At 61.1% G+C, this 17,587-nt stretch carries 16 protein-coding genes; 10 read left to right on the top strand and 6 right to left on the bottom strand.

Going from position 1 to position 17,587, the window contains the following annotated elements; genetic code table 11:
* Positions 1–121: 121 nt before the first annotated feature.
* Positions 122–1,219 carry a DNA alkylation repair protein gene (locus tag AABM52_RS12685; RefSeq protein ID WP_347912082.1) on the top strand — a complete coding sequence of 366 codons (1,098 nt, stop codon included), beginning with the start codon at positions 122–124 and terminating at the stop codon, positions 1,217–1,219.
* 132 nt (positions 1,220–1,351) lie between these two features.
* Here the strand turns inward: AABM52_RS12685 and AABM52_RS12680 are convergent, their stop codons facing one another.
* Positions 1,352–2,254, bottom strand: a complete 903-nt coding sequence (locus AABM52_RS12680) for a LysR family transcriptional regulator (RefSeq protein ID WP_347912081.1) — start codon at positions 2,252–2,254, stop codon at positions 1,352–1,354.
* 132 nt (positions 2,255–2,386) lie between these two features.
* Between AABM52_RS12680 and AABM52_RS12675 the strand changes: the two genes are divergently transcribed.
* On the top strand, positions 2,387–4,036 hold the full coding sequence (locus AABM52_RS12675) for a GMC family oxidoreductase N-terminal domain-containing protein (RefSeq protein ID WP_347912080.1): 1,650 nt from the start codon (positions 2,387–2,389) through the stop codon (positions 4,034–4,036).
* Between the two features lie 153 nt (positions 4,037–4,189).
* Positions 4,190–5,812 (top strand): MFS transporter, encoded by a 1,623-nt coding sequence (locus AABM52_RS12670; protein WP_347912079.1) that lies wholly within the window; start codon positions 4,190–4,192, stop codon positions 5,810–5,812.
* A 54-nt stretch (positions 5,813–5,866) separates the two neighbouring features.
* Here AABM52_RS12670 and AABM52_RS12665 read toward each other — a convergent pair whose 3' ends face one another.
* A complete protein-coding gene (locus tag AABM52_RS12665; protein WP_223594803.1) occupies positions 5,867–6,235 on the bottom strand; it encodes a DUF427 domain-containing protein in 369 nt (122 codons plus the stop codon).
* Between the two features lie 256 nt (positions 6,236–6,491).
* On the opposite strand from AABM52_RS12665, the gene AABM52_RS12660 reads away from it, so the two are divergent.
* From AABM52_RS12660 to AABM52_RS12650, 3 genes are all read left to right on the top strand, one after another.
* On the top strand, positions 6,492–8,438 hold the full coding sequence (locus AABM52_RS12660; RefSeq protein ID WP_347912078.1) for a DNA topoisomerase III: 1,947 nt from the start codon (positions 6,492–6,494) through the stop codon (positions 8,436–8,438).
* Positions 8,439–8,501: 63 nt separating this feature from the next.
* Positions 8,502–9,005, top strand: a complete 504-nt coding sequence (locus AABM52_RS12655) for a GNAT family N-acetyltransferase (protein ID WP_347912077.1) — start codon at positions 8,502–8,504, stop codon at positions 9,003–9,005.
* A gap of 522 nt (positions 9,006–9,527) precedes the next feature.
* Positions 9,528–9,857 (top strand): hypothetical protein, encoded by a 330-nt coding sequence (locus AABM52_RS12650; RefSeq protein ID WP_032829393.1) that lies wholly within the window; start codon positions 9,528–9,530, stop codon positions 9,855–9,857.
* Positions 9,858–9,960: 103 nt separating this feature from the next.
* Here AABM52_RS12650 and cynR read toward each other — a convergent pair whose 3' ends face one another.
* Positions 9,961–10,842 carry a transcriptional regulator CynR gene (gene cynR, locus AABM52_RS12645; protein WP_347912076.1) on the bottom strand — a complete coding sequence of 294 codons (882 nt, stop codon included), beginning with the start codon at positions 10,840–10,842 and terminating at the stop codon, positions 9,961–9,963.
* 123 nt (positions 10,843–10,965) lie between these two features.
* Between cynR and cynS the strand changes: the two genes are divergently transcribed.
* Together cynS and AABM52_RS12635 are read left to right on the top strand one after the other, a co-directional pair.
* On the top strand, positions 10,966–11,433 hold the full coding sequence (cynS, locus tag AABM52_RS12640) for a cyanase (RefSeq protein WP_007997334.1): 468 nt from the start codon (positions 10,966–10,968) through the stop codon (positions 11,431–11,433).
* Between the two features lie 60 nt (positions 11,434–11,493).
* A complete protein-coding gene (locus tag AABM52_RS12635) occupies positions 11,494–12,153 on the top strand; it encodes a carbonic anhydrase (protein WP_347912075.1) in 660 nt (219 codons plus the stop codon).
* A 61-nt stretch (positions 12,154–12,214) separates the two neighbouring features.
* On the opposite strand, the gene AABM52_RS12630 is transcribed toward AABM52_RS12635, so the two are convergent.
* Positions 12,215–13,717 (bottom strand): aldehyde dehydrogenase family protein, encoded by a 1,503-nt coding sequence (locus tag AABM52_RS12630; protein ID WP_347912074.1) that lies wholly within the window; start codon positions 13,715–13,717, stop codon positions 12,215–12,217.
* Positions 13,718–14,102: 385 nt separating this feature from the next.
* On the opposite strand from AABM52_RS12630, the gene AABM52_RS12625 reads away from it, so the two are divergent.
* The gene (locus AABM52_RS12625) at positions 14,103–14,609 is read left to right on the top strand and encodes a DoxX family protein (protein WP_347912073.1); all 507 of its coding nucleotides are present in this window, start codon (positions 14,103–14,105) and stop codon (positions 14,607–14,609) included.
* Between the two features lie 68 nt (positions 14,610–14,677).
* Here the strand turns inward: AABM52_RS12625 and AABM52_RS12620 are convergent, their stop codons facing one another.
* Both AABM52_RS12620 and AABM52_RS12615 read right to left on the bottom strand, forming a co-directional pair.
* On the bottom strand, positions 14,678–15,652 hold the full coding sequence (locus AABM52_RS12620; protein ID WP_347912072.1) for a nitrilase-related carbon-nitrogen hydrolase: 975 nt from the start codon (positions 15,650–15,652) through the stop codon (positions 14,678–14,680).
* Positions 15,653–15,753: 101 nt separating this feature from the next.
* Positions 15,754–16,686, bottom strand: a complete 933-nt coding sequence (locus AABM52_RS12615; protein ID WP_347912071.1) for a GlxA family transcriptional regulator — start codon at positions 16,684–16,686, stop codon at positions 15,754–15,756.
* Between the two features lie 157 nt (positions 16,687–16,843).
* On the opposite strand from AABM52_RS12615, the gene AABM52_RS12610 reads away from it, so the two are divergent.
* Complete coding sequence (locus AABM52_RS12610; protein ID WP_347912070.1) at positions 16,844–17,506, top strand: glutathione S-transferase family protein; 663 nt, start codon at positions 16,844–16,846, stop codon at positions 17,504–17,506.
* Positions 17,507–17,587 lie beyond the last annotated feature (81 nt).

Below are 17,587 nucleotides of genomic sequence, written 5' to 3'. Positions count from 1 at the left end.
CGAGCAGGCTCGCTCCTACATTGGATCTTTGTCGCTAACACGCCTTTCTGTGGGAGCGGGCTTGCTCGCGAAGAACGATAACGCGGTGTGATGGATCAACAACAATTGCCAAGGAGCCACCATGGCTGACCAACAATCTCCGGCGCTAAAGGAAATCTTCAACACCGAGCGCCTACAGCACATCGCCAGCGAAATGACCGCGGTCTATCCGCCATTCGAGGCCAGGCGCTTCCTGAAGCTGGCCCAAACCGGCCTGGCAGACCTCAGCGTCATGCAGCGCATGGCCCGGGTCAGCGAGTGCCTGCACGCCGTGCTCCCGCTGGACTACGAGGCGTCGCTGCAGGTGCTGCGCGCCCTCGCCCCGCGCCTGAACAGCGGCTTTGTCAGCATGTGCCTGCCGCACTATGTCGCCAGCTACGGCGCCCATGCGTTCGAGCAGTCGATGGACGCACTGAAATACTTCACCGCCTTTGGCTCTTCGGAATTCGCAATCCGTCACTTTCTGCGCAGTGACCTCGAGCGTTCGCTCAAGCTGATGCATGCCTGGTCCCTGGACGACAACGAGCACGTGCGGCGCCTGGCCAGCGAAGGATGCCGGCCACGCCTGCCCTGGTCATTCCGGCTGGAGGGCATCCAGGCCGATCCGACACTGGCCGCGAACATCCTCGACAACCTCAAGGCCGACACCAGTCTGTACGTACGCAAATCCGTGGCCAACCACCTCAACGACATCACCAAGGATCATCCCGACTGGGTACTCGGCCTGATCGAAGGCTGGTCGCTGGACAACCGGCACACCGCATGGATCGCCAGACACGCCCTGCGCAGCCTGATCAAACAGGGCAACCAGCGGGCACTGGCGATCATCGGCGCGGGCGGCAAGCCTGAAGTCGAGATTATTGATGTGAAAGTCGAACCGCCGATGATTGGCCTGGGAGAAAAGATCACCTTGTCGTTTGCCGTCAAATCCACCGTTGAAAGCAGCCAGCGCCTGGTGATCGACTACGCCATCGATTACGTCAAGGCCAACGGCAGCACCTCGGCGAAGGTGTTCAAGCTCAAGACGCTGACGCTGCCGGGCAACGCCATCGAAGCCGTCAGCCGTGGCCAACAGATCAAGGAACTCACCACCCGCCGGCATTATGCGGGGCGCCATGCGGTGCATGTCATGGTTAACGGTGAGCGGTTGGCCAGCACGGCGTTCGAGATTGTTGGTTAAACCTCAAGATGGATATTGGATGTGCCGCCGCCATCGCGAGCAAGCTCGCTCCCACAGGGGGTAGTGTTGCCACATATATTGCGAACGACGCTAATCCAATGTGGGAGCGAGCTTGCTCGCGATGGCGTCAGTTCAGGCACCCTGAGCAACAGCCCCCTGCAACAACCCCTGCTCCCGCTCACACAACTCCACCACATAATCCCACAACACCCGCAACCGCACCGACTTGTGCAACTCCCGGCGGGTGCTGATCCAGTAGCTGCGCTGGATGCTTTCGTCCGGCAGCAATGGCACCAGACCGGGATCGGCACTGGCCATGTAGCACGGCAGCACGGCAATCCCCAGGCCTGAGCGCGCCGCCTGCTGTTGGGCGATCACACTGGTGCTGTGAAACACCACCTGCGGGTTGCGGCAAAAGCTGTTGAGAAACACCAGTTCCTGGCTGAACAGCAGGTCGTCGACATAGCCAATCCACGCATGACGCCCCAGGTCCTCGCGACTGCGCAACGGCGGCGAGCGGTCGAGGTAGTCCTGGCTGGCATAGAGCGCCAGGCGATAGTCGGTGAGTTTGCGGGTGACCAGCATGTCGGCGGCCGGGCGTTCCAGATGGATACTGATTTCCGCCTCGCGGTTGAGGATGCTGACAAAACGCGGCACTGCCACCAGTTCCACCTCCAGCCCCGGATAGCGCTCGAACAAGCCGTTCATGCGACTGGCCAGGAACATAATGCCCAGCCCTTCGGTCACCCCGACGCGGATCTTGCCCAGCGGCGCGGTGGACTGGGTGATTTCCTCCTGGGCCAGCAGCGCCACGTTCTCCATCGCTTCGGCGTGCTTAAGCAGTGCCTCGCCCGCCGGGGTCATCTCGTAACCCTGGGCATGCTGGACGAACAACGCCGTGCCGAGGCTCTTCTCAATGGCCTCGATGTGCCGCGCTACGGTGGCGTGGGTGGTGTTCAAGCGACGGGCAGCCGTGAGCAAACGCCCGCTGCGCTGCAATTCGAGAAAAAACCGCAGGTCATTCCAGTCGAACATGAAGCGTCCTTGTTCTTTGCCGTTCGGGATGCTGTTTAAAAACGCACAGCGGCTGCGCAAAAACTAACATTCTTTTGACGAAAGCTAACAACTAGGATGACAGACAACAAGAACAACAACACGAGGTCAGGGATGCAGGCTTCCCTAGATGAATACGATTACATCGTGGTCGGGGCCGGGCCGGCCGGGTGTCTGCTGGCCAATCGACTATCGTCCGATGCTCAACATCGCGTGTTGCTGCTCGAAGCCGGCGGCCGCGACAACTATGCGTGGATTCACATCCCCGTGGGCTACCTGTTCTGCATCGGCAACCCGCGCACCGACTGGTGCTTCAAGACCGAAGCGCAACCGGGCCTGCAAGGCCGCGCCCTGAGCTACCCGCGCGGCAAGGTACTGGGTGGCTGCTCCTCGATCAACGGCATGATTTACATGCGCGGCCAGGCCGGCGACTACGACCGCTGGGCCGCCGACGGCAACCCTGGCTGGAGCTGGCAAGAGGTGTTGCCACTGTTCAAGCAGAGCGAAAACCACTTTGCCGGCGCCGCCGAGTTTCACGGTGCCGCGGGCGAATGGCGGGTCGAACGCCAGCGCCTGTCCTGGCCGATTCTCGACGCGTTCCGCAGTGCCGCCGAGCAAAGCGGCATCGCCAGCATCGATGACTTCAACCAGGGCGACAACGAAGGTTGCGGCTATTTCCAGGTCAATCAGAAGGCCGGCATCCGTTGGAACGCGTCCAAGGCCTTTCTCAAACCCATTCGCCAGCGCCCCAATCTCACCGTGCTGACCGGTGTCGAAGTCGACCGCGTGCTGCTGGACAATGGCCGCGCCTCGGCGGTCAGCGCTCGTTGGCAAGGCCAGGCGAAAACCTTCAAGGCGCGCAAGGAGATCATCCTGTGTGCCGGCTCCGTCGGTTCGCCCAGCATCCTGCAACGCTCCGGTATCGGCCCGCGTCCACTGCTTGAGCGGCTTGGCATTGGCGTCGCCCATGAGCTACCCGGCGTCGGTGGCAACCTGCAGGATCACCTGCAACTGCGGCTGATCTACAAGCTGGAAAACGCCCGCACCCTGAACCAGATTGCCGGCAGCCTGTGGGGCAAGCTGGGCATGGGCCTGCGCTACCTGTATGACCGCAGTGGCCCGCTGTCCATGGCGCCGAGCCAGTTGGGCGCCTTTGCCCGCTCGGGGCCGGAACAGACTTCCGCCGACCTCGAATACCACGTGCAGCCGCTGTCGCTGGAGCGCTTTGGCGAACCGCTGCATGCCTTCCCGGCGTTCACTGCGTCGGTCTGCGATCTGCGTCCGCAAAGCCGTGGCCGGGTGGAAATCCGCTCCGCCGATCCGCAGGAAGCCCCGCTGATCCAGCCCAATTACCTGAGCCATCCGGAGGACCTGCGGGTCGCCGCCGACGCCATTCGCCTGACCCGGCGCATCGTCGCCGCCCCGGCCCTGCGCGCCTTCAATCCGGTGGAATACCTGCCCGGCGACAACCTGCAAAGCGAAGAACAACTGCACGAAGCCGCCGCACGGATCGGCACCACGATTTTCCATCCGGTGGGCACCTGCCGCATGGGCAATGACGCCGACGCCGTGGTCGATGCGCAACTCAAGGTCCATGGCGTTCCCGGCCTGCGCATTGCCGATGCCTCGATCATGCCGCGCATCACCTCGGGCAACACCTGCTCGCCGACGCTGATGATTGCCGAGAAGGCTGCGCAGATGATCCTCAACTCCGCTGCAAACACAATCCCTGTAGGAGCGGGCTTGCTCGCGATGACGGTGTGACATTCAACATCATTGTTGATTGACCCACCGTCATCGCGAGCAAGCTCGCTCCCACAAGGACAGCTCTTGATTCACGGACATCAAGCATCACCCCTAAAAGGAACACGCAACACCAGTGGAACAACAAAAACAATCACTGTGAGGGATACCGGTATGTCAGAGAACGTTCAAACCCTGGAAGCCGTGCGCAGCGCGGGCACCAGCCAGGAAACCCAGAAAGTCATCTTCGCCTCGTCCCTCGGGACGGTCTTCGAGTGGTACGACTTTTTCCTCTATGGCGCCCTCGCGGCGGTGATCAGCAAGCAGTTCTTCGCCGGGGTCAACGACACCACGGCGTTTATCTTTGCGTTGATGGCCTTCGCCGCCGGCTTCATCGTCCGGCCGTTCGGCGCGCTGGTGTTCGGGCGGTTGGGGGACATGATCGGGCGCAAATACACCTTCCTCGCCACCATCATCCTCATGGGCCTGGCGACGTTCTGCGTCGGGCTGCTGCCGACCTACGCCAGCATCGGCATCGCCGCGCCGATCATCCTGGTGGTACTGCGCATGCTCCAGGGCCTGGCCCTGGGCGGTGAATATGGCGGCGCCGCGACCTATGTCGCCGAGCACGCGCCCATCGGCAAGCGTGGCTTCCACACCAGCTGGATTCAGTCCACCGCGACCCTGGGCCTGCTGCTCTCGCTGCTGGTGGTGCTGGGCTGTCGTTACTTCACCGGCGATCAGTTCGAAGTCTGGGGCTGGCGCATTCCGTTCCTGTTTTCCATCGTGCTGCTGGGCATCTCGACCTGGATTCGCATGAGCCTGCACGAGTCGCCGGCTTTCGTGAAAATGAAAGAAGAAGGCAAGCTGTGCAAACAGCCGATTCGCGACTCCTTCGGCAAGTGGGAAAACCTCAAGGTGGTGTTGATCGCGCTGTTCAGCATCAATGCCGGGCAAGCGGTGACCTTCTACGCCGCGCAATTCTATGTGCTGTTCTTCCTCACCCAGTTCCTGAAAATGGACCCGGCGGTAGCCAACGGCCTGCTGATTGTCAGCGTGACCATCGGTGCGCCGTTCTTCATCTTCTTTGGCTGGCTGTCGGACAAGGTCGGGCGTAAACCGGTGCTGATGCTCGGCCTGTTGCTGGCCACCGCGCTGTACTTCCCGATCTTCAAGACCCTGGCCCACTACGCCAACCCGGCCATCGACCAGGCCAGCCGCCAGGCACCGATCACCGTGATGGCCGACCCGGCCACCTGCACCTTCCAGTTCGACCCGGTGGGCAAGGCGAAATTCGACAGCCCGTGCGACAAGGTCAAGACCTTCCTGGTCAAGCAGGGCCTGCCGTACCAGAGCGCAGCGGCCCCGGCCGGCAGCGGCGTGCAGGTCAGCGTCGGTGACGTGAAGATCGATGGTTTCGACGAAGCCGCCCTGCGCGGTGCCGTAACGTTGGCCGGGTATCCATCACAGGCGGACATGCAGCAGATCAACAAACCGATGATCGTGGCGCTGATCGTCGCGCTGATCATCATCTCCGCAATGTGCTACGGCCCGCTGGCGGCGTTGATGGTCGAACTGTTCCCGACGCGCATCCGCTACACCTCGATGTCCCTGCCCTACCACATCGGCAACGGCTGGTTCGGCGGTTTCCTGCCGACCGTGTCGTTCGCGTTGGTGGTATACACCGGGGACATCTTCTACGGGCTGTGGTATCCGGTGGTGATCACTGGGGTGAGCCTGGTGGTGGGGATGATTTGCCTGCGTGAGACGCGCAACGTGGATCTCGACAAGAACTGAGGTTATGCCTGCCGACGAGGGAGCTGGCTCCCTCGTCGCGCCGATCAACCCCTATCAGACCTCGGCATCAAGCAACTCGAACTTCACCTGATCCGGGTAGAACGCCAGGTATCCGCGGATTTGCTCCACCGACACCTTGGGATCCTCGTAACTCCATACCGCGTTGGCACTTTCATGCCCCGGCACCTGCAGGCTGAAATAGCTGGCATCGCCCTTGTACGGGCAATAGCTGGTGTGGTCGGTGCGTGCGTAATACTTCTCGTCGATGTCCTCTCGCGGCACGTAGTACACCGGCGGGTAGTTGGCCTCCAGCAACACCAGGGCCCGCGCCGAGGCGGCCACTTGAATGCCGTGAAATCTCACCAGCAGACAGCCAGGCTGCTCGGCGATGGTGATGACAGGACTAGGACCGGAGCTTTTCATGGAAAACGTTCCTCATGACGGTGATGGACCTGCAAATCGCTTGTGGGAGCGTGGCTTGCCTGCGATGGGCTGCGCAGCAGCCCCAAAACCTGAAACCACGATTTATCAGGTATAACCCAAGTTTTACCCTCGCGACGGCTTCGCAGCCGAACGGGTGCGACACACCAAGCTGTACATCCATACAGATAAAGATTGCTCCATCGCCCATCAAGCGCCATTCTGTGCACCCTTGGCATATTGATCGACGATGGTGGTTATGCGGCTGTACCTCTGTGAAAAACCTTCCCAGGCCAAAGACATTGCGGCAGTCCTCGGCGCCCGGCGCCGGGGCGATGGCTGCTGGCTGGGAACGGACGTCACGGTGACCTGGTGCATCGGCCACCTGCTGGAAACCGCACCGCCGGATGCCTACGACGCGCGCTACAAGCGCTGGGTGCTGGCCGACCTGCCGATCATTCCCGATAAATGGAAAATGACCGTCAAGCCGCGCACCGCCAGCCAGTACAAGGCGGTCAAGCGCCTGCTCGGTGAAGCGTCCGAACTGATCATTGCCACGGACGCCGACCGCGAGGGCGAGATGATCGCCCGGGAACTGGTGGAACATTGCCGCTATCGCGGGCCGATCCGCCGTCTCTGGTTGTCGGCACTGGACGATGCCTCCATCCGCAAGGCCCTCGCGGCCCTCAAACCGGGGAACGAGACCTTCAGCCTCTATCACTCGGCTCTGGGGCGCTCCCGGGCCGACTGGCTTATCGGCATGAACATGAGTCGGCTGTTCACCTTGCTGGGGCGCCAGTCTGGCTATCAAGGCGTGTTGCCGGTGGGCCGGGTGCAAACGCCGACCTTGCGTCTGGTGGTGGATCGCGATCGCAGCATCGCCGACTTTGTGCCCGTCCCCTATTGGGCCATCGACGTGCAACTGCGGCACAACGGCACCGCGTTCACCGCTCAATGGCGCGCGGCATCGGAGCTTTGCGACGATCAGGACCGCTGCCTGAACCAGGCGCTGGCACAACAAGCGGCGGCCGCCATGAGCGGCGCGGCCAGTGCGCGGGTGATCAAGCTGCGCACCGAACGGATGCGCGAAGTGGCCCCGCTGCCGTTCGACCTGGGCACCCTGCAGGAGGTCTGCTCGAAGAAGCTCGGCCTCGGCGCTCAGGAAACCCTGGACATCGCCCAGGCGCTGTACGAAACCCACAAGGTCATTACCTATCCGCGCAGTGATTGCGGCTACTTGCCCCTCAGTCAGCACAGCGAGGCACCGGCCATTCTGGCGGCGTTGCGCCAGGCCGATCCGGCGTTGCACGCCTTGCACGATCACCTTGATCCGCAACGGCGCTCACGGGCCTGGAACGATGCCAAGGTCAGCGCGCACCACGGCATCATCCCCACCGCTGCGGCAAAGAACCTCGAGCGCCTGGCGGGCAAACAGCGAGCGGTCTACACGCTGATCCGCGCCCGATACCTGGCGCAGTTCCTGCCCAATCACGAATACGATCGCACCCAGGCCGACTTCGACTGTGCTGGCGAGGCCCTGCGCGCTGTCGGCAAGCAGATCATCGAGCCGGGCTGGAAACGCGCCCTGCCCGAAGCACTGGCTCCGGCCAAGGGGCGCGAAGCCCCGGCACCGCAGACTCTGCCCAACCTGGCCGAAGGCATCGATTGCGCAGTGGCCGGCGTGCAATTCAAGGACCTGTGGACGCAACCGCCAAAGCCGTTCACGGAAGGCGACCTGATCAAGGCCATGAAGAATGTCGCCAAACTGGTGGAAGACCCGCTGCTCAAGCAAAAGCTCAAGGACACCACCGGCATCGGCACCGAAGCGACACGTGCGTCGATCATCCAGGGCCTGCTCGACCGTGGTTATCTGGTCAAGAACGGCAAGGCCCTGGCCGCCACGCCGGCCGCGTTCAGCCTGATCGACGCCGTACCGCGGGCCATCGCCGATCCGGGCACTACGGCGATCTGGGAGCAAGCCCTGGACATGGTGCAAAGCGGGGAAATGAGCCTGGAAGAGTTCGTCACCAAACAGGCGGCGTGGATGAGCAAACAGGTCAGTCGCTGTGCCGGGCTGAGCCTGACCATCAGCGGCCCGCCACCCGGCGGCTCCGCCGCAGCCCCATGGAAGAAAAAACGTAAAGGCACCCCGCGCAAAGCAGCGAGCGGCACCAAGCGCAGGGCAAAACCGGCAAGCAAAACTTAACCCTCGCCACAGAGACTCATCGCACGATCTATCCTTGTGTGGCCGAGACAGGAGCCAACCCGCATGTCCTCGATAGAACTGCACGCCGCCCAACGCGATGAGCTGGAAACCATCGAGAACCTGATGCAGTTCTACACCTACGACTTCAGCGAATGGTTGCCGCTGAAGCTGGGCGAATACGGTTTGTTCAACATCCTGCCCATGCCCGACTACTGGCGAAACCCGGCCACCCGACCATTCCTGATCAAGGTCGACGGTGAACTGGCCGGATTCGTGACCGTGGATAACCAGGTCCATCTACCCGGTGCCGACTACAACATCGGCTATCTGTTTGTCAGTCGACGCTTCCGTGGCCAGGGTGTCGCGCGATTTGTCGTTTCCACCCTATTGAGTCAATTCCCCGGTCAATGGCAGATTTTCCACATCGAGGCAAACCAGCCGGCACACCGGTTCTGGGCCGCCGTGATGCCGGGGCTCAACGTTGGTGGGCTCACCTTGCATCAGCAGGTAGTTGACCGCTATTCCTGCACTTTTTACCGCTTTGAGTGTCCGCCTTTGTCGTCCTGACCGACACGACCTCGCCCCCCGCGCTAATTCCCAACAGCTTTGTCCGACAATATGTAGTGACTGAAAATATTCACTACAAAACCGTTGACGCCTCCGATTTGCCCTTGCATGATGCAGACGTCTCCCCGATCGGGAGTACAGGCAACACGTTTGAGCAAGCTCGTCTGACCGCCGAGCTGTTTTTCCCGGATACACGCTGCCCACAAGGCAGATTGAAGAAGCTGACCTGGCCTGAACGTCCAGTACAAGGGCGAGAAGACTTGGCGAGCAATCCTCATGAAGCTTGTGGCCGACCCTGAAAGCGTCGGCAGTGGCCTTAAGGTTTTCGCCGCTTCTCTTCGTTGTGACGCTATTGCGTAGCAGTTATTCAACACGACTACATGCAACAGACGCAGGACCCCGCCCGATAAGGCGGTCGAACGCTGACGTCCTGGTTTCGGTGCCAGGGATCAACTAACCGATGGGCTACCTGTATTAGCGAATCAACTTTGAAAGATCACCAATTGGTCAAGGGGCTTTATGATGAATCTGAACAATCAACCAACTATCGATGAACTGGCTCGTATCTTCGCTGCAAAGAAAGACAGCCATGACAACCATATTCTCTGGATCAGCAAGTGTGGCCAGGTTCATATCGACTGCCTGTCGCCGCACGCCCATGAAGCAGAGTTCGACCAGAACAACCAGAACCTGCTGGCCCGACTGAAGATGTACCGTCGCGGCCAGGGCTATGTCGGCAAGAAAGCCGCGGCCGACAAGGACTTCATCGGTAATGTTCTGCAAACCCTGAAACAGGCCTGGGCCTCGATGCAGAACCAGAACGAAGTTCGGGTGATTGACCGGTTCTACTAATTGAAATGAGTCATTACTGACTCATTGATAAACAAGGCCTGCTCCTGATAAGGAGCAGGCTTTTTTATATCTGAACGAAGATCAACAGGGGGAGTTGTAGTAGTCAAGAAAACCCCATTCCCGACACCAGCTCTACAAACGCCACCGCCGCCGCACTGTGATAGTTGTTCTTGCGCCGCAGCAGCGCGGCCCCGCGCTCAGGCGCTGCGCCCTGCATGGACAATTTGCGCAACGCCCGATCCTGAGTGGCGATAGGTTCCGGCAGGATGGTGGCGATGGCCGAATACCGGATGACTTCCAGCAGTGTGTTGACCGAGTTCACTTCGATCACCACTTTGGGCGTGATCTGCGCCTGAGTGAAATACTCATCGATGCAGGTGCGGGTGATGTAGTCCGGGGTCAGCAGGGCAAACTCGAGCTCGGCCACCTCTTCGGCGGACAACGCGTGCTGATGTTCATAAAGCGGATGATCACGTCCGACCATCAACCCCAGGGTTTCGGTAAAGGCCGGGATCGATTCGATATCGGCATTTCTCACCTGATCGAACGCAATCGCGATATCCAGCGAATCATCCGCCAGCCCGGCCTCGATTTCGTCCATCGACAACTCGTAAATCTCCAGGTGGATGTTCGGGTAACGCGCCTTGTAGTCGCGCACCAGTGGCCCTACCAGATAGGCCATGAACGTCGGCGTCATGGCCAGGCGCAAGGTCCCGCGGGACAAATCCTTCACGTCATGCAACGCACGCTTGCCCGCTTCCAGTTCGACCAACACCCGCCGCGCACATTCAATGTAAGCCACGCCGGCATCGGTGGGCTTGACCGTGCGCGAGGTGCGGTCGAACAGGCTCACATCCAGTGATTCTTCCAGCTGCCGGATCTGTTGCGACAGGGTCGGCTGGGACACGTGCAGCACCTCGGCGGCGCGGGTGAAACCGCCGTGGTCGGCCACCGCCAGCAGATAACGCAAATGTCGAAGCAACATGGGATTCTCCATCTATAGGCAGTGCTTATGGCTTGCATTGTATATCGGTCTTGGACGCTATGGATTGATCGGCAGAAGATGGCCCCACACCCAAGCGACACCCCTTCCGATAGGAGAATCACCATGCAACAGTCCCATGCCTACAACGACCCTAGCCTGGCCCTGACCACTTCTGTCCTTGATGCCAAGGCGCGCAAAAACCTGTCGTGGCAGGACCTGGCCGACGGCACCGGCTTGAGCCTCGCCTACGTCACCGCCGCCCTGCTCGGCCAACACCCGCTGCCGGAAACCGCCGCCAAAGTGGTCGGCGACAAACTCGAACTGGACGCCGACGCCGTGGCCCGACTGCAGATCATCCCCCTGCGTGGCAGCCTCTCGGGCGTACCGACCGACCCGACCATCTACCGCTTCTACGAAATGATCCAGATCTACGGCACGACCCTCAAAGCCCTGGTTCATGAGCAGTTCGGCGACGGCATCATCAGCGCGATCAACTTCAAGCTCGACATGAAGAAAGTCGAAGACCCGGAAGGCGGCTCCCGCGCCGTCATCACCCTCGACGGCAAGTTCCTGCCCCTGCGTCCTTTCTAAGTTGATACCGGCCCGCACGCCCCGTGCGGGCCGCCCCTGCTCACCCCTGAGGAAGCGATCATGAAAGCGCTCATCGACGGTTTTTTGAAGTTCCAGAAAGAAGCCTTTCCGCAACGCACCGACCTGTTCAAACACCTGGCCACCACTCAACATCCAGGCACACTGTTCATCACCTGTTCCGACAGCCGTGTCGTGCCGGAACTGCTGACCCAGCAAGAGCCCGGTGAACTGTTCGTGATCCGTAACGCCGGCAACATCGTGCCGTCCTACAGCCCCCATCCGGGTGGTGTGTCGGCCACGGTCGAATACGCCGTCGCTGTGCTCGGCGTCACCGACATCGTGATCTGCGGCCATTCGGACTGCGGCGCCATGACGGCAGTGGCCAAGTGCACCTGCATGGATCACCTGCCCGCCGTCAGCGGCTGGCTGCAGCACGCCGAGTCGGCGAAAGTGATCAACGACGGTCGGTCTCACGCCAATGAAGCGGCCAAGGTCAGTTCGATGGTTCGGGAAAATGTCATCGCCCAGCTGGCCAACATCCAGACGCACCCGAGCGTGCGACTGGCCCAGGAAAAAGGCCTGTTGAACCTGCATGGCTGGGTGTACGACATCGAGACCGGTTCGATCGATGCACTGGATGCCGACAGCCGAAGTTTCGTGTCGCTGGTCGAGCACCCGGGCACTTGCGCCGTATCGGCCAAAGCGATCAAGGCCGCTTGATCAGAACCGCCGCCATTGCAAAAAAGTGACCGCCCTTGCAGCGGTCACAGACTCGGCCATCTCAGCGTTTGACGCCCAGATCGACCTGGGTCATGCGGCTACGAATGGTGAACACGCCATCACCGGAGAGAATCGCACTGCGAGCAAACAGGCGTCCGCTCTCCCAGTTCGAAAGCCCCAGTTCCGGCTTGTTCAGCGCGTACTGGCCGTCGACCCAACGGGTGATGCCATTGCCGACAAAAGGCGCGTTGACCGCGTTGTAGAAACGCTCCTGGGCCTCGGCACTTTCACTGATCAAGGACACCGTGAATTGCGGGCTATAGCGATTGAACAAGGCAATGGCACCGTCCAGGTCGTCGACGATCTTCAGGCTGACTTCCGGGGTTTCTTCCCACTCCCATTCACGGCCCAATTGATCTTCCGGCAGCGGCTCGGCCTGCGCCTCGCTCTGATAGCCTTCGGCGCGGTACACCTGGACCGTTGCAGCCAGCCAGTCCTGCGGCAGATACGACTCGCTGCCTTCGACGATGTGCAGCTTGCAGCCCTGCCCCCGTGCGGTGCCAGCCTGCTTGAGTGCGTCGAGGAACAGCGGCACCAGCTCAGCGGCACGGTCGCGGTGAATCAGGCAGACGTTCAGGGTATTGCAGACTTTGCGGTCCAGGGAGTTGCGCACCACCGCGGCAAAACGAGGGACGTCGGCATCGGCGTCGGCAATCAGCCACGCGCCACCGGTGCCGTGCAGGCTGACCGCCGTGCCGGCCTGTTGCGCAATGCTGCCCAACTGGCTGACGGCGCGACCCGAACCACGGGCCACCGCCAATGACAGGCGCCGGTCAGCGAACATCGCCCAACCGGCGGCGTGGTTGACACTTTCCACCAGCGACACGGCACCGGCCGGCAAGCCGGCGTCGCTCAGTGCCGGGTTCAGTGCGTGGGTGACGATCGCCTGGGCGGTGCCCAACGCATCACTGCCAATGCGCAGCACGGCGGTGTTGCCGGTGCGCAATACACCGGCCGCGTCGGCAAACACATTCGGCCGGCCTTCGAAGACGAACGCGACGATGCCCAGCGGCGAGACCACTTGCTCGACCTTCCAGCCATCGTGCTCGACGCAACTGATCACCTTGCCACGGCTGGCGGCTGCATCACGCCAAGCACGCAGACCAGCGATCATGTCGCGACGCATGCGCTCATCGGCCAGCAACCGGGTGGTCGAGCGACCGCGCGCCTTGGCCCGTTCGATGTCGGCCAGGTTGGCGGCTTCGATCAAGGCCCAGCATTCCGGGGTCTCCAGGCGTTGGGCAAACAGGTCGAAGAAGGCGCTGATGGCTTGATCGGAAACCGCCGACATTGCGGTAAATGCCGCCTGGGCGCGCTCGATCGCTACGTTGGCCGCTTGCTGGTCCGCCACGGGGATCAACAGCAACTCGCCGCTGACCTGCTCCACCAGCAGGTGGTCACCGGGCTGAAAGCGTTGCGCCAGTTCGGGGCTGACGACAGTGACACGATTACCGGCAAAAGGGATCGGCGTGCCAGCGACTAGACGTTCGAGCGCGAGGGACATGAAGCGGTATCACCATGCTGTGGGCGGCCGGAAAATGTATAGCAATTTCCCTGCGGGAGCGAGCTGTGGCGAGGGGGCTTGCCCCCGTTTGAGTGCGCAGCACTCACAAGATCTTCGATACATCAGAAGTTTTGGGGCTGCTTCGCAGCCCAACGGGGGCAAGCCCCCTCGCCACAGCTCGCTCCCACAGGGGTACCGGTTACGTATCTCAATGTATACAGCCCCGCCCCAGACACACCCCGCACTCAAAACCCCGCCACAACGACACACCGCAGATACACCCCATTGATGAAATACGCCTGTCGATTGGCCACGCCGATCAAAACGCTCAACCCACGGGGCATGCCGTTGCCCCGCCGCCCTGACCTGAAAGAGAGCAACGTCCATGAGCACCTCCATTTCTTCGGCCGTCAAAGGCCTGCACCTGAACCTCGACCGTGCCGGCGACTGGGTTGCCCCTCTGGCACTACGGGTGTTCCTCGCCTGGGAATTCCTTGAGTCCGGCCTGGAAAAATTCAACGGCCAGAACTGGTTCACCGATATCCAGGCGCGCTTCCCGTTTCCGTTTGACCACCTGCCAGCGACGCTGAATTGGGAACTGTCGATGTGGGCCGAACTGATCTTCGCCATTACCTTGCTGGTGGGCCTGGGTACGCGTTTTTCGGCGCTGAGCCTGATGGTGGTGACCCTCGTCGCAACCGCCGCCGTGCATTGGCCCGCCGACTGGCACAGCCTCAGTGAACTCGCTCAAGGCTATGCCATCAGCAACAAGGGTTATGGCAACTTCAAGCTGCCTTTGATCTACCTTGTGGCCCTCACGCCGCTGCTGCTGTCGGGTGCCGGCAAGTTCAGCATCGATGCGCTGTTGGCGCGTTTCATCTGGCGTCGCTGAAACGAAAGCTGCAACGCAGACAAACAAAAAGGGGACTTCCATGAAGTCCCCTTTTTGTTTACCCGGAACTAACCCATCACTTCTTCCAGACCGGACTGCTCGGCCAGTTTCGGATGCACGCTGCGCTCATGCACATGGGATTGCGGGGTGCGGTCGATCAGCAGGCTCAGCAGTTCCGGGCGGCTGTAGTGGCCGCGGGAATCCATCATGCGCTTGCGCTTGTCAATCAGGCCCATGTCGAGGTCCACGATCACCTCGCCCTCACCTTCCTGCAACGAACCCAGGACCGAGCCATCCGGGCTGATGATTGCCGTAAAGCAACCGCCGGAAATCGGGCCGATGGCGCAACCGGTGTCGGCCATGATCTGCGCCTGTTGCTCGGGGTACAGCCATGCCGTGGAGTTGACCACAAAGCACGCGGCCTCAAGGGCATGCTGGCGAATGCTGACTTCCATTTGCGAGGCAAACTGGGGACCTGCAAACGACCCCGGGTACATTGCCGCATGGATCTGTTCGCCATCGGCCATCAAGGCATAACGGGCCAGCGGGTTGAAATGCTCCCAGCAGGCCAGTTGCCCGATGCGCCCGACCGCGCTGTCGACGGCCCGCAGGCCGGAGCCATCGCCCATGCCCCAGATCATGCGCTCGTGGTAGGTCGGGGAAATCTTGCGTCGACGCTGGATCAACGAGCCGTCGGCATCGAACAGCAACTGCGTGTTGTACAGCGTGCCGCCATCGCGCTCGTTGACGCCGATGGAAACGACCATGCCCGCTTGCCTGGCCGCAGCGCCGATGGCATCGGTGGCGGCCGAAGGCACGGTGACCGCCTGGTCCAGCAGCTTGAGGTGTTCGGCGGCCATTTCGAAAGGCGACTGCACGTAGGAAAAGTACGGGTAGTACGGCACCACGGTTTCCGGGAACACGGCGAATTGCACGCCCTTCTCGCCAAGTTCGAGAATCTTCTGCACCACTTTTTCGACGGTGCCTTCACGGCTGTAAAGAACAGGGCTGATTTGTACGGCGGCGGCTTTGACGAGGGTCATGGCGGTGATCTCATTGAGGGAAAAGTTTCAACGAGATTAAGATTACGCCAATAATATAAAGACCCGAATGTCGTATACACCACCTTTCAGGACATCACGATTCAGCCCCGACTGGCACGCTGAATCACCTGCGGCGGCTGCCCGAACGCGCGAATAAAAGCCCGACGCATACGTTCCCGGTCACCAAAGCCGGTGTCCGTCGCTACCACATCGATGGAGTGCCGTCCGGTTTCCATCATCAGCCGGGCCGACTCGACCCGCAGGTTTTCGATGGCCTTGGCCGGAGACTGGCCGGTTTCGGCATGAAACACCCGGCTGAATTGCCGAGGGCTGAGGTTGGCCGCGTTGGCCAGTTCTTCGACTGACAGCGCGGACTTGAGATTCTGCTTGGCGTAGTTCAGCGCGGCCTGTATGCGATCGGTCTTGGGGGCCAGTTCCAGCATCACCGAAAACTGCGACTGCCCGCCCGAACGCCGGTGGTACACCACCAATTGCCGCGCTACCTTGCGTGCCACATCGGCGCCCAGATCGTTCTCCACCAGGGCCAGCGCCAGATCCACGCACGCGCTCATGCCGGCAGCCGTCCAGACGTTGCCGTCGTTGATGAAGATCCGGTCTTCCTCGACCTTCACGTTCGGGTACGCCTTGCGAAACGCCGGCACATGCGCCCAGTGGGTGGTCGCCCTTCGCCCGTCGAGTAAACCCGCCTCCGCCAAGGCAATCGCCCCCGTGCAAATCGAGCCCAGACGCCGGGTGCTGAGGCTGGCGCGGCGCAGAAACTCCAGCATGCCCGGCGTGGTCGGGCGGATAAGGTTGTCGCCCAGGACCAGCAGCGTATCGAACCTGCGCTGGTCGAACGCTTCGGTCTGCACAGCAAAACCGGCGGACGTTTGCACCAGGCCACCCGGCTCGGACAGCAAGGCAATGCGGTACAACGGTTCGTCACCGGCACTGTTGGCCAACTCGAAGGCGGCACACATGGCCAGGCCCAGAACCTGGAAGCCGGGGTAAACAATGAGTCCGATCTGGTGCATGGCGATATGACCCTAAACGTGGCATGCCTGAAGTTCAGGCCAGAGACTTGTACTCTAACCCGATCAGCAGGCGTCGGACACCAGAGTGGAGCACCTCGCGCATTGGCCGATGGCGACGGATAATCAACTGGTTTCCATCTCACCGAGGAATTGAAGGATGCCGCTGACTCTTTATTTCCATCCGCTCTCATCGTTCTGCCACAAAGCGCTGATCGCGCTCTATGAACTGGAAATCGAGTTTGAAAAAAGGATCATCGACCTGAGTAACGAGGCTGACCGGGCCGAGCTACAAGTACTTTGGCCACTCTGCAAATTCCCGGTGATCCGTGATCACGACCGTCAACGGGACGTACCCGAGTCGAGTGTGATCATTGAGTACCTGGACCGGCTTCATCCCGGCCAGGCGCATCTGATTCCGGACGATTGGCAAGCCGCGCTGGAAGTCCGCCTGTGGGATCGTTTTTTCGACCTGCACGTCCAGGTGCCGATGCAGAAGATCGTCGCTGACCGAATCAATGCCGCAAACGGCGACCTGACTCGCGAACGCGCTGCGCTGATGACGGCGTACGGCATGCTTGAACGCCAGTTGGCCGCAAACACCTGGGCAGCCAGCCCCTCCTTCAGCATGGCCGATTGCGCCGCCGCCCCGGCGCTGTTCTATGCCAGCACCCTCGTACCCTTTCCCGACGATCATCGCCACTTGAGTGCTTATTTCGACAGGTTGACCCAAAGACCCTCGGTCAAGCGGGTGATCGACGAGGCAAGGCCATATTTTTCCTGGTATCCGTTTGCCGAAGCCATCCCGGAGCGCTTTCGGTAATGATGATCGAAAGGCCAAAACGAAAAATCCCCGTGAACCATCAGGACATGGGTCACGGGGATCAGTGAACAATGCTTGCGT

Origin of the sequence: Pseudomonas grandcourensis (genome assembly GCF_039909015.1) — a bacterium.
In the GTDB taxonomy this organism is placed as follows: domain Bacteria; phylum Pseudomonadota; class Gammaproteobacteria; order Pseudomonadales; family Pseudomonadaceae; genus Aquipseudomonas; species Aquipseudomonas grandcourensis.
The sequence above is the reverse complement of the archived record's forward strand: the minus strand, read 5'-3'. Positions and strand labels throughout refer to the sequence as shown.